The 13,657-nt window shown below is 44.6% G+C and carries 11 protein-coding genes; all 11 read right to left on the bottom strand.

Annotated elements, in window-relative coordinates; all coding sequences use genetic code 11:
• Positions 1-58: 58 nt before the first annotated feature.
• A complete protein-coding gene (locus AAAX31_RS06325) occupies positions 59-1,594 on the bottom strand; it encodes a hypothetical protein (protein ID WP_349076592.1) in 1,536 nt (511 codons plus the stop codon).
• Positions 1,595-1,601: 7 nt separating this feature from the next.
• On the bottom strand, positions 1,602-3,140 hold the full coding sequence (locus AAAX31_RS06320; protein ID WP_349076591.1) for a DUF2142 domain-containing protein: 1,539 nt from the start codon (positions 3,138-3,140) through the stop codon (positions 1,602-1,604).
• Between the two features lie 89 nt (positions 3,141-3,229).
• Positions 3,230-4,072 (bottom strand): NAD(P)-dependent oxidoreductase, encoded by an 843-nt coding sequence (locus AAAX31_RS06315; RefSeq protein WP_199579922.1) that lies wholly within the window; start codon positions 4,070-4,072, stop codon positions 3,230-3,232.
• A gap of 27 nt (positions 4,073-4,099) precedes the next feature.
• Positions 4,100-4,900, bottom strand: coding sequence for a glycosyltransferase (locus tag AAAX31_RS06310; RefSeq protein WP_118289478.1), 801 nt, complete (start codon positions 4,898-4,900; stop codon positions 4,100-4,102).
• A 10-nt stretch (positions 4,901-4,910) separates the two neighbouring features.
• Complete coding sequence (locus tag AAAX31_RS06305) at positions 4,911-5,501, bottom strand: DapH/DapD/GlmU-related protein (protein WP_349076588.1); 591 nt, start codon at positions 5,499-5,501, stop codon at positions 4,911-4,913.
• Entirely contained in the window at positions 5,491-6,651 is a 1,161-nt protein-coding gene (locus AAAX31_RS06300) for a hypothetical protein (protein ID WP_349076586.1), read from the bottom strand. The genes AAAX31_RS06305 and AAAX31_RS06300 overlap by 11 nt, the downstream gene beginning before the upstream one ends.
• Positions 6,652-6,756: 105 nt before the next feature.
• Entirely contained in the window at positions 6,757-7,836 is a 1,080-nt protein-coding gene (locus AAAX31_RS06295) for a glycosyltransferase family 1 protein (protein ID WP_349076585.1), read from the bottom strand.
• Complete coding sequence (locus tag AAAX31_RS06290) at positions 7,820-8,182, bottom strand: DUF2304 domain-containing protein (protein ID WP_118328667.1); 363 nt, start codon at positions 8,180-8,182, stop codon at positions 7,820-7,822. Before AAAX31_RS06290 ends, AAAX31_RS06295 begins: the two co-directional genes overlap by 17 nt.
• 8 nt (positions 8,183-8,190) lie before the next feature.
• Positions 8,191-8,892: a glycosyltransferase family 2 protein gene (locus AAAX31_RS06285; protein WP_118289474.1), complete on the bottom strand. Its 702-nt coding sequence runs from the start codon at positions 8,890-8,892 to the stop codon at positions 8,191-8,193.
• Positions 8,893-8,913: 21 nt separating this feature from the next.
• On the bottom strand, positions 8,914-11,937 hold the full coding sequence (locus AAAX31_RS06280; protein WP_349076583.1) for a sugar phosphate nucleotidyltransferase: 3,024 nt from the start codon (positions 11,935-11,937) through the stop codon (positions 8,914-8,916).
• A 130-nt stretch (positions 11,938-12,067) separates the two neighbouring features.
• Complete coding sequence (locus tag AAAX31_RS06275; RefSeq protein WP_349076581.1) at positions 12,068-13,615, bottom strand: RICIN domain-containing protein; 1,548 nt, start codon at positions 13,613-13,615, stop codon at positions 12,068-12,070.
• Positions 13,616-13,657: the final 42 nt, after the last annotated feature.

Genomic DNA, 13,657 nt, shown 5'->3' with positions numbered 1-13,657 from the left:
ACTTTCTCGACACTACCGATAATCGGGCATTGAAATAACTTTCAATGCCCGATGTCTTTTAACGGCGAAAAATTGATTTTAGCACCGAGGCTATTGAAGCATCTTTACTCGCATCTAAAACTGAGTCTACTTGGCTGAAGTTCACATGGAAATGAAGCTTACCGAACGAGATATCTCTATCTAGGTCATTCACCGATTCAGAAGCAGAAGACGATATCAGCTGAGTTATCTCACCCAAAAATAGTGATTGATTAGTTATGACATCAGACGAATAAAGATGGATATACAGAACGGACTCACTGCTGATTTGAGAAGGCATTGATATGGCCATTTCCAACTGATCGCGATTGCGGTTAAAGTCAATCCATTTCAAATCCGATTGATCCGACCTGAGCCAATAAGCCGCTCGTATTAGTGTTTGAGAATCAAAGTCTATATTCATGAAAAGCGTAATGGAGACATGATTTGCGCAGACAGGAGTTTGGGCATCAGCGCTAATCTTATAGTTAATCAAAGCGACGTCACGCGCTAGTTGAGCTAGCTCCTCATTTATAGAAACTGGAAGCGTCCTTACATCAGCTAAAGTGTCGCCTTTAGGTTTAACTGTATTGTTCTGATAATTAAAAACAGCATCGAGAAACATTTGATTTTCTACCTCAATTGAGGCCAATTCGCCGCAATCAACCTGTGTCTCATTTAACGAGCTTAATAGGGCGGAGGCAATGCCCTCAGGGCTCGTTTCAGAAAAGCGTATAGCATTAGACTTAAAATCGTAAGCAGTGTTCTCTCCAAACGCTTCAACGACATTAAGGCCAGAAGCAAGCATCTCGAAAGGCAAACGAGATGGATTGCTAGCGCTGAGGGAAATACCGACAGAGCACCGTGAATACAAATCAGCGCATTCCGATGTTGTCAGAACCCCCAACTGATGAATCCGGTCCGAATCGGTAGGGACCTTCTGATTGCTACCGTATAGATAAAATGAAACACGAGAATCATAAGTGCATACAAGCTCAATAGCCTTGATTAGCATGCCAGAAAGACGCCGATCTTTGCCGGGTTGATAAATGGCGCAGACGGAGAAGGGCTCTCTATAATTCTTATTTGCAGCGTATAGCTCCATATCAACGCCAAAATCGCAAAATGGAACCGACAACGGATAATACTGCGAAACCTTGGAAGAAAGCCAACGTCCGATTGTGATAGGCTTCAAATCTAAGCGATAGGTATTTTCAGCCCTTAAATAACACTCCCCCATCGGATAAAACCAAGGTTCATAATCTTGAATGAAATACAATTTGAGTGGAGTTGATTGAAAAGCAACGAATTCGGCAGTTGGCCAAGCGGTCGCAATAGCGATGTCAAAGTTGCAAGGTATTGTGTGCTCAACTCGAACCGATTTGGGTTTGTAACCAAACCAGAGATAAATCTGTTCAGCAACAGTTCCCGAGCTCTTATATGCCTCAGAACCAGGAAGAATGAAGAAATGACATTCAAAACCATGCTGATCCAAATAGCTAGCTTTAGTACAAATTGTCCTAAAACCGCCCGAGCCTTTTTCTGGAGGTGAGATAACCCACGCAACTCTATTCATAATCAACCTACATGCAGGTAGCAACACTAATAAAGCGAATTAGATAAATACAATTCATTGAGCAAATACCGAGCAAAACTAAAGTGGCTGAAATCCCCCTATATTTAATTGCGCGACTTCTCAATCCGAATAGCAAAGCAGGTAGCACAGGCAAAAAATAGCGCCCCTGAACACCCTGAATGACACTCTCGTTATTGAAAGTCCACCCTAGCCACATAGAAGCAATGGAGCCAAGCGCAGCGACAGCAAAAGCACCTATAAACATAGCTGAAAGGGGCTGATTGAGAAAGGCATCCTCGTCTTGAGAATCAATGCAACAGATAAAACCACAGACAAGATATGGAATCATATAAAAAGTAGGCATACGAAGGTTCTCTTGGAACCACCCCAGGGAATAACCCAAAGTCGTTTCCCAATAGAAATCACCAAGCGAATCTAAGGTGCGGCAAAAGACCATAAAGCTATTTCTTGGGTGAAGCAGGATATCGTTCAAAGAATAAAATTGCCCAGCTTCACCTCCACGACTAGAGGAAGTTGACTGAGAGACAAGTCCAGTCACAGAGGCAAGACGCAGGACTAGCACGGAGGCTGCAATTACGAATATCAAGAGATATTTGCTTAGCCGTCCTTTGTTTACGTCTTCAAACTTATCTAATGGAATAAATACGGCCAAGACAATCAAACCGCAGTAAATGACTTTACACGGAGCCAGCAGTACAGAGACGATAAAATACGTGATAATTTGCCTAATGCCAATTGAGCGATCTTCTCCAAAGAAACCACGCATCAAAAAAGCAAATACAAGCAGCGAAAGAGCAATGATTCCTGAATCATATGAATAAGAAGCAGCAAGGTGAAGCGTCATCGGCAGTAAAGAGACGAAAACGATTACCGATTTACCTTTTGGCGCAATCTTATAAGCATGAAATGCGCAGAAACAAAAAACGGCGATTGAGCCTATTCTACCTAAATAGAAAACCGGATAAGCTCCGAGCCCCAAAAGTAGGCCAATTTGAAGTCCGATAACGGAGCCGATTTTTGCCGGAACATTTTCAGTTCCGATGGAGAAAGCTAAATCTGAAAATGAGACATATTTGCTGGACTCAAACCACGAAAAATGGTTAAAGATAGAATCAAAAGAAGAAGAGTTGATTAAACTACTCGATAGTTTCGAATATAAATTCAGATCAGCTTCTCTCACTAAAAACGATCCATCAGCTGCCACTCTTGAGTTAAATGGCAAGCTGTCAACCAACCAATAAGTTGAAAAATAGTGATGCCCCTCATCTGGTACGGAAAAAGGCGGGAACAGAAAGCAGAAGATGAGAGAAAAAAGGACAAGTACTGCTAGAAATATCCATTCATTTCTTAGAGTATCCCTGTCCCGTAAGTAGCAGAAACCCAGAACAACAACAATCGCAAGCGAGACAAACGCTACAAGCGCGACAAGCGTTCGCGGATTATTCAGATACCAAAAAAGGGAATAGAACAGAAACAGCGTAATAAGAAAGCAAGGAAACAGCTTCCCATTAAGTGATTTAATCATATCGATATCCAATTGGGTCCACAACTCAGCATTAAACAACGATTGGCCTAGATAATCTCAAGGCCAATCGAAGAAAACTAATGAATTTTCTAGCAATTCCTGGATGCCATAATTGCCTTTATCTTATCAGCGTTTCCCCACACTCCAGGGGAATCATATGGCCGATCGGGAAAAGCGCCGTACTCAAGTGAAATATTCAGCTCATTATCCTTAATAAACTGTTCCATTTGAGCAGCAAGGGAAACTGGGTTACCAGAGCAGCAATTGATGATACCGTTGATCTCATCTTGCAGGACTGCACACGAGATCATATAGGCCAAATCCTTAACGCTGGAAAAATCAAATTTGTTTTTACCAGTCGTAAAGGGGAATGTAGTTTCACCGGAACGAGCAGCTCTCAACAGCTTTCCGAATACAGACTGAGAACCCTCATCATCGCCGAAAATATAATAACCTCTGAGCCACTGAAGGTTGAAACCCTTTAGGGAAGCCTCCTGAAACATGGTCCGCCTTAAGCAGTCTTTTGCAATCCCATACAATGACTGTGGGTTGCAGGGCGTATCATCACAAATAGCCCCCTCCCAATAGCCAACCTCATGCATGGAACCCATTACGGCAAGGTGCTTTACTCCATAGTCAGCCATCTTTAAAAGGAAACCATAGTGACCGGACAGATCGGCAATGTGAGTTTCCGAATTATGGTTAAACCCATTTCTCCACGCAAGGTGTAAACAAACATCAGGAACACAGGACAGATAATTCGACGGAGAAAACTCCGGATCCAAAATATTAGCGGAGATAGTCTCATCAGCATCATCGCCGACATATGGATTAACATCAGCCGCAATAACATGAACATTCATGTTATTGAGAGCAGCAACAACATGTTTGCCGATATACCCGTTAGCGCCTGTAACAAGAACCGTTTTCACGACTATAACCCTTTCTTAAGTCTGCAATTACAGATTATTACTATTCTCGCTGAGTGCATAAACACGATTCACGGCTTTTGCAATAGGTTTCGGCCAAAGGCTAGACAGTATTTCGAAATCTTCGCCCTTACGAATGTCCTCACCCAAATTTAGGGAAGTTGCCGATTCAGCATAAATGCGATGTCCAACGAGCGGTTCGGGAATATAGACGAAGCGTCCTTTGACCATAGCTAAATCAACCCATGTTTTATAATCACATGAATTTTTAAACGTGGTATCGAAAGGGCTTGGCCCAACATTTTTCTTAACCAGAGTTACTGCAGGGCAGCAAATTGAATCGCCAAATGAAAGGATTCTTTTTTTCAAGAACACCGAGTTATTAAGAAAGGCAGATGACAGAGGCGAATTCATGATCCTCTTAATTTTAAGAAGAGAGTTGTCATACACCCTTTGGTCATTACGGAGTTCAAAATAATCCGTGAAAGACAGGAGCGATTCGGACTCATCGTATTTATTCAAAGCGGCAATAGTGCGTTCCAAAAATGACGGATCATAATAATCGTCTTGATGAGCCATGGTGACGAGCTTAGTACCAGCCGAGTTGTAACCATAATTCCAATCATCACCCGCAAGATGCGGATGAGGATTGACGACCATCTCTATTCCAAACTCCGAGCAAACATCTTCAAGGTATTTACTCGGCGTAGAGGTGGACAGAAAAATGTTTCCTCGTACTGTTTGGTTTAGCAGAGATTGAATCGTTCCCGAAATATAAGGATTCTCCTTATAAGCGCAAACAACGAAACTATGGTCTGAAGCGGTAAACATAAATCACCATCTAATTTATTGGAATCCAAGACTGGGACTCAAAATCGTATCGTTTAATAGGTTGGGCTGGAGCACCAACCGCAATAACATTATCGGGCAAAGATCGCGTCACAACCCCTCCAGCGCCAACAATTGTTCCATCTCCAATAGAAACTCCCGGAAGAACGCAAACATTCTCACCTAGCCATACGCGATCACCAATACGAACGCCCTCAGCGCTAAGCTTCCTTTCTGCCGGAACGGATAAAGGCGTATCCGATCCATATGCTCCATGGCTCGTATCGCTAATAAAGACTTTTGAAGCGAACAGGCAGTCATTGCCAATTTCAACACAGCTTGAAGATACAAGGTGCACATTATCGCCAATTTGGCAATTATTGCCCATGGTAATAAGACCTTGTTCAAATACCTCTATTCGACAGTTTCTTCCAGTAGACAGTCCCTTGCCAAAGTGAAAAGAAGACTTTCCCCTAATTGAAATAGGTCGTCGAACAAGCTTGGCACCAGGAAAGCAGACTAGAGTAAAGAAAAAGGACCACGCCATCCTGACGATATCTGAAAGCGAATAATGTTTAAGGTCGTTAAAGATACTATTCACCATTAGTCCTTTTAACTTTATGGAATGTAACGGACAAATCAATAAGACAAATTAATAAGCCAATACCAAAAGAAACAACAACTGCAATATTGATACCGTTGGCGCCATATATCACAAACAGAATCCCACAGCCTACGAAGGCGACCAACAATGAGCAAACATTAGCAATGAGGGCAATGTTTAAATGACGCATGACAGTCAATATATCAAAAGAAAAGGCAAATAAAGTTGTAACTACGGTTGCGAATAACGCCGGGGAAAGCAGGTAAACGCTGGACTCAATTGAGGAACCATACACAAGCAGTAAAACTGACTTACCGATTAATTCACTCATCAAAATGGCGACAGCGCCGATGAAGCAAATTGCGAGTAGAGTTCTAATTACAAACTGCTGAAACTTACGATAGTCACGCTCGGACCAACATTTTGCAGCATTTACGAGAAGAGGATTATATAGGTATGACGCAGCAACCTGAACCAAAACTGTTGGAGTTGCAATTGCGGCATATTTTCCAAGCTCAGCATCGCCATAGGCAATTCCAAATTTTTGCCTGATAATTGAAACAACTGATCCGTAGCAGACTAGCGTCACAACCGCCGGAAAGAACTTTACAGCAAGTTCACCAATTGTCGATAAGTTAATTGTTGGAATAACTGATTCGAACTGACTGGCAGCCCTAAAGTCAAATAGCCAAGTAATTAAAATACAACAAATAGAGATTCCAATTAAGGCAAGGGGCAGCGTAAGCCCAAAGGACAACAACACAATAAAGAGGCCAATGCAGATCACACCACGAACCCCTTGTGAAATCCCTATGTAGTCCATTCTCAATGCGCGCTGTTCTATTGCGTAAAATACAGAGCAGAAGGCTTCATCCGCTTTAAACAACAACCATGCCAAACAGGTGGAAAAAGAAGTTATCGGCGATGTTAAAAAGAGATATATCAAAACAGGAATCACACCAGCAAATACTGTGAAAAACCTAAAGGCGATATATTGACCAGAAGAATACTCGTTTGTTAAGTCAGAAACTTGAATAGTCCTCATGTTATACGTAGCAAGGGGATAATAAATATTTCCAAGAGCCATAGCAAATGCAAGTCGACCGGAATTCTCGTAATCATTTGAAAAGATAACGACCGCAATCGTCATAGCCCACATACAGGCTTGATAAATTAGACAGCCTATTGAATTCCAGAGCATATTTTGTTTTGTTGATAAGGTCAAGTTTGTTCTAAACACCAATAATTCCCACTATTAATAATTCGAACCATAGATATATTTGTAATAATCAAGAGTCTTTGCGGCGGTTTTACTCCAAGAGAAATCTAAGACCCGCTTCAATCCTTGACTAACTTTCTGCTCGAACAGACATGATTCACTTAAGAGCGAGTTTATCGAGTCAACGACGTCATCAACATTTGATTCCTTAAGCAGTAAGGCTGCATCGCCCGCAACTTCAGGAATTGAGCTGATATTCAGCCCAATTACAGGCAGCCCGGAAGCCATGGACTCAAGAACTGGAATTCCAAATCCCTCATACTCCGACAAATAAAGAAGTGCGATTGAACGATTAAAGATATTTGAAACCTCAGAGGCTGAAGGATAAACGTAGTTTGTAAATCTACCCGGTATCATCTCATCAAGCAAATTGCGCTCGTCATCATTTAGCGAAGCACCAATAATTCGTAACTCTATTTGCGGAACCCTTGCGACTGCCTTAACGGCTAACTCGAAATTCTTATATGCAGACTTACGATTGCCGATAAAACAAACGGCATTATCTCTTTTCAGATTAGGGTCATAGTTATAGGAAGAATCATCATAGCCCTGATGAATGATCTCGATCTGCTTCGAATTCGCTTCGGGTATATAGTTGAGCAAATCTCGACGTGTGCTCTCCGAGATGCAAATAATTCCGCTAGCTTTTAACGCCGCCTTCTTTATCTGATAAAAGGAAACGGCTTTAAGAAGACCTTGATACTGATTCATGCAAATAAAATCATGAACCGTACAAACGTTTTTAATGTTTGACGATTTTGGAACACGAAAATACGATGAGTGCAACAAGCCATCTTCGGGAATATCTAGTTTTTTAAACTCATCAATGCGAAGAGGCGATTCGCTTTGAATAATACGCTTCGCGCCCTCAAGCGACATTTTATTTCTAACTTCATTTTGTCGAGAGTCTTTACGTTCAAAGATGGTGACATCGAACGATGTATCTAGAAGCGCAGCCTTGACGATGCTTTCCCAATAAATGGATCCTCCGCCGGTCTTCTGTAAACTAAAGACCAAATTATCCAAATACAGAGGAATCTTATAGCTCGTCATCATTACATCCACCATTTCCGTTATCAAGCTGATGCTTAAGCAAGGCAAGAGCTTGAGATAGGTTCTTGATCGCCTGTTGTTGTTTGCTAACTGTAGAGCTCAAAGAGAGAACCTGTAAAAGAAGAAAAAAGATAGCAATAAAGAATAGAAAATTAGAAGTGAGCTCGAAGCCAAGGCTGAAAGAAAGAAACGTTAGCACAGAAGGAAAGCAAGCAAACAGAATCAAAATAATAGAAAGGACAAACCATAGCAACGCATACTTCAACTCAAGCTTCTCTTTACGAATCAACATGAGCACGTAGAAAGCAAGTACGAGAACGGTGATAATTGCTAGCAATCTTGTCGTCATAAGAAATCCTACTTTGAATGAGATGAAAACCAAGAAATAGCCACCGATAGGGTAACTTTTATCATGTAGTAAACGCTCGAGAAGCCACCGATGGATGAAACACCACCTTGTCTCTCTTTCATTATCACAGAGACCTCGCCTACCGATAACCCGTTTGACAACGCGTACGCAATAGACTCTGGCTCAGGATAGTCAATGGGATAGTGCTGAGAGAATAACTTGATGGCCTTCTTGCCGGAAGCACGAAAACCTGATGTTGGATCTGTGACAGTTTTCCCTGTAAGCAGCTTTAAAAAGAAAGTAAACCACATTATTCCAATTCTCCTCATAAGAGTCGATTGGAAGCCGTCGGTTTTAACCTTGAAGCGAGAGCCTATAACAAGATCACTATTGGACATTTCCATTTCTTCAATTAGGTCATGGATATATGCCGGGTCATGCTGGCCGTCACCATCAACTTGAACGTCAATATCATACCCGTATTTAAGAGCGTATTTATGGCCAGCCTGCACCGCACCACCAATACCTAAATTCTGTGGTAGATCGATAACATTTATATGATGCTCCAAACAAACATCAAAGGTATTATCGGTTGACCCGTCATTGATAACAACGTAGTCGTAACCGCAATCGGAAACCGATTGGACGGTCTTAACAATATTAGTCGACTCATTGTATGCAGGAATTATTACTAGAACTTTTGAGTTCATCAATCGATGCCCTTTACTAATTTAAACGGTCTGTTTAATCTCAACGCAAACTAAATCCAAATCGGAAATTGCATTGATCTTATAACTAGCATCGTGGTCGTAAACAAAGGAAACGCCAGGATGCAGTTCAATCTCTCGATTGTCCGTCTCTAAATATCCAGTTCCGTCAGCCACGACTAAACACGAATAGACGTTAGTCAGAGAAGCGCAGTCAATTGATTCCGATTGTTTTACCTGGATTCTTTTAATTTCGCCCTTTGATTGACCGGCCGATTGATGGGAATCCAAAACGCTATAACGCCCCCACGATGACGATTCAACCATTGGACAGTCACGGGCAGCCGACGAGACAAGCTCCTTTATATGGGCACTCTCCTCCTTACCTGAAACAAGAATGCCATCCTGGGTAGCAACTACAACAGAATCACTAAGTCCAGCAATAACCATCGGCAGGCTTGTCTCATTGATAACATGAACATTGTTACACGTATTCCAATCGACGGATGCTTCCCCCGAAACAGCAGCGTCCATTTCATCCGTGAGCGTATTCCATGTTCCCAAGTCTTTCCAAGTACCGGAATAAGAAATTACGCCAATCCTCTTGGCTTTTTCGACAATCTCATAGTCAAAACTGGTTTTCGGAAAGAGTCCATAGTGGGACAGCATGTCTTCATAATTAGAAGGAACATAATATTTTTCAATTGTTTCATGAAGAAACCTGAGCTTAAAACCAAATACGCCACAGTTCCAGAGAGCATTTGCGGATATATATTCCTTTGCCGTTTTCTCGTCAGGCTTTTCCCTAAAGGACAGAACGTCCTTCACGCCATCTTTCTCTGATTCTGCCGGAAGGATATAACCGTATTTCTCAGAAGGATAGGTTGGTTCCACTCCAAGCAAAATAAGATCTTTATTGGAGGCGATAATCGCCTTGGCTAACTGAGGAATTTTGTCGTAATAAGCTTGGTCGGCAAAAGTGTCAATTGGCATTACGACAACAGGGTCATCATCGGAAGCCCCTTGTTCTAACAACAAATTTGCGCAAGCAAGCATGATGGCAGGTGCGGTATCTCGTCTTTCAGGCTCAGTAACCAGCGAATACTGGCTCGGAATTTGCATCGATAGACTATCAGCCTGCACCGAGCTTGTAGCAATAGTAATATCGATCGTGGCATCGACTTTGCAAATCTGCGAATAGACGCGTTGAACCATGGAGATATGGTTGCCATTCTGATCTCTCAGAACCTTTAAAAACTGTTTCGACCTTGCAGAGTTCGATAGGGGCCAAAGACGAGTCCCCGATCCGCCAGAAAGCAGAATTACATGAATATTCTTTTCACTCACTTGTTTAATCCTATCGTCAACAAGTGCAGATACGTTACTTACGAGCTCATCCAATGAATTACGGCAATCTTTTTCCGAATCTCCCCTTGCAAAGACATATACTTTGAGCTTCGGCTCAGTTCCAGAAGGACGAAGTATCACCTTTGCTTCTCCCTCTAGACATAATTCAATTACATTAGATGGCGGGAGTGTTTCATCGCTCAAACATCTGTGCCCATTGCGAATAGATGGACCAGAAATACCATGGCTATAGTCATTAATGTGCTCCACCTTAAAACCACCTATGCTGGTGAGGGCAGAATTCCTAAAACTATTAACCACATAGTTAATTATGTTATTACCTTTGGTTCCTTCCAGCGTCCAATTAATCTGCTTGTTAAGAGAGTATCCAAAGCGAGCATATAGATCTTCGAGAGCATCAAACAAGGTCATGCCCTTACGCTTATAAAAAGAAGCCATTTCGCAGGTCAGTGCAACCGCATTAATGCCATCTTTATCTCGAACATAAGAGCCCTTAAGGTATCCACAGCTCTCTTCAAAGCCAAACATAAACCGATTGGCTTTGCCCTTCGCCTCGAGAGAGTCGATTTGCTCACCGACATATTTAAAACCAGTGAGAGTTCTACGGAGTTCAATTCCATAGTTCAGCGCAATTGAATCTGCGAGAGGATCAGAGACAATAGATGTAACGGCTAAAGGATTATTTAGGCTATTATTAGCCGCCAAATAATCTAACAGAAGTAATCCAAGCTCATTGCCGGAAAGCAACTTCACAGATCCAGCTTCTCTTGCAGCGACGCCGAGGCGATCGGCATCCGGGTCCGTCGCAAGAAACAGATCTGCACCACAATCTTGGGCAAGCGCGATGCCTTCCTCCATAGCAGAAGCATTTTCTGGATTAGGCTTCGGAATTCCAGGGAAGGTACCGTCATCTATAAGCTGCGATTCAACAAGATGGTAATCGATGCCAAGATAATCAAACATTTTAATTGCATGACGGAGGCCCGCTCCGCCGAGAGGCGAATAGGCGACGCTAAGATTAGAGCAGTCACGGAGCGCAATCTCATCTAAGACATCGCCCCAGTATGATTCAATTAGCGAATTTGGGATCCAGCGAACGATTCCGGACTTCAAAGCAGCATCGAATGAAATCTCATGCACATCATCAAACGGGTCAACAAGCTCAATTTGAGACTGGATACTTTTAGCAAGAGAATCGGTTGCCTGATCTCCGGTGTGGCCATAAACCTTATAACCATTGTATTCCATAGGATTATGCGATGCGGTAATACAGATGCCTGCATCGCACCCCAACTTTCTCACAGCATAGCTCAGCAGAGGAGTTGGTTGATATGTCTTAAACAAATGGCACTCAATGTTATTACCTGCCAAGACGCATGCGGTTTTAACCGCAAAATCATGGCTATGGATTCTCGTGTCATAGGCAATCGCTACAGATGAGCGATTCGACTTTGAAGCATGATTTAGATAAGATGCAACCCCCTGCGTCGCCCTTCCAATGGTAACCGCATTCATCCTGTTAGGGCCAACGCCCATCAAACCGCGAATACCGCCCGTGCCGAATGACAAATTGCATGCAAAACAGTCGTCGAGATACGACCTGTCGTTAAGGGCGGAAATCTCCCAGTCTTCAAGACTACCTTCGAGCTCGACCAACCAATCGTTAAGGGTGCGATTCAATTCCAGCTCCTTGAAATACAGATTTACAAAATGAGGGCATCCTCAGTTATTAGAAGAATGCCCTATTTTACAACCAAATAGACGATGACTTGAGGGGTCTAAAAGAGATCTAAAAACAACTAGACAAGAGCTAATGCTTCGATTTGAAACTCCAGGACTGCGCGGCGGTACCGTTGCCGGCATAGAGTTGGAGCCGGTTGCCGTCGTTCGTCCTCGAGCCGGGCAGGTCGATGCAGACCGAGGGGTCGTTGGCGGACAGCAACGAGTAGGAGCCGTCCGCGCCCTTGACGGCGATCCACTTCTGGGCCCGAGTCCCGTTGTACGAGTAGAGCTGCAGGGGCGTGCCGTTGGCCGTCGACGACGAGGGGCAGTCCACGGCCAGGCCGGAGCGGGCGCACCTCAGCACGACGTAGTCCCCGTCGTGGGTGACCTGCCAGGCCTGGGCGTCGGTCCCGTTGGGCCCGTACGCCTGGAGCGGGCAGCCGTTCGACCTGCCCCCCATCCCGGCATCGAAGACGGTCGAGCCCGAGACGAGGCTGGCGACGGTGTAGGTCCCGTCGGGAAGGTCGGAGGAATGGGCGGCGGCGAGCTCGTCGGCGCGAGACTGGGGCGAGCGGTATGCGGAGAAGGACCAGGACTGCGCGGCGGTACCGTTGCCGGCATAGAGTTGGAGCCGGTTGCCGTCGTTCGTCCTCGAGCCGGGCAGGTCGATGCAGACCGAGGGGTCGTTGGCGGACAGCAACGAGTAGGAGCCGTCCGCGCCCTTGACGGCGATCCACTTCTGGGCCCGAGTCCCGTTGTACGAGTAGAGCTGCAGGGGCGTGCCGTTGGCCGTCGACGACGAGGGGCAGTCCACGGCCAGGCCGGAGCGGGCGCACCTCAGCACGACGTAGTCCCCGTCGTGGGTGACCTGCCAGGCCTGGGCGTCGGTCCCGTTGGGCCCGTACGCCTGGAGCGGGCAGCCGTTCGACCTGCCCCCCATCCCGGCATCGAAGACGGTCGAGCCCGAGACGAGGCTGGCGACGGTGTAGGTCCCGTCGGGAAGGTCGGAGGAATGGGCGGCGGCGAGCTCGTCGGCGCGAGCCCATTTATCCTCATTCGATTCGATTGTGATGTAGGCATAGTTCATATCGACGGAACCGCTGATTCCATCAACGCTACCATCACTCGCATACTGCCAAAAACTGTACTTGCCCGCGTAATCACACTGATAATTATATTGTGCGATCCAATGGTCCCATGACGGCGAATTAAACACGGGGTCGGTCAGGATATTGTTAAACCAATTTAAGTTGGCATAAATGCCAACCTTATAGCCAGCATTTATAATCCGATTGCAAAAAACTGAAGCCCTTGAGGCGATACCTCCTTGGCGACCGTCAGCAATAATCGAATTATCCTCAAGATCGTAGTAGATAGGCAGTTGTGGGCTGTGGCCCGCAATGTTGCTAATAACGAATGCCGCTTCATCTGCCGCCTGTCCATCATCCCACGCATACGAGTAAAGATAGATACCGTACGGAATCCCCAAGCGCTCACACTCAGAGATATTACGCTGGAACTGATAATCAGTTCTTCCCCCGAAAGACGGAGCACCAAAGCCAACTCGAAGAATCGCAAAATCAACACCGCTCGCCTTAACGGCATCCCAATTGATATTGCCCTGGTGCTCGCTCACATCGATACCCTGAGCAGTAACACCATCAGGTAGCCTGCTGAG

Source organism: Collinsella sp. CLA-ER-H5, assembly GCF_040092375.1.
Lineage (GTDB): Bacteria > Actinomycetota > Coriobacteriia > Coriobacteriales > Coriobacteriaceae > Collinsella.
The sequence above is the reverse complement of the archived record's forward strand: the minus strand, read 5'-3'. Positions and strand labels throughout refer to the sequence as shown.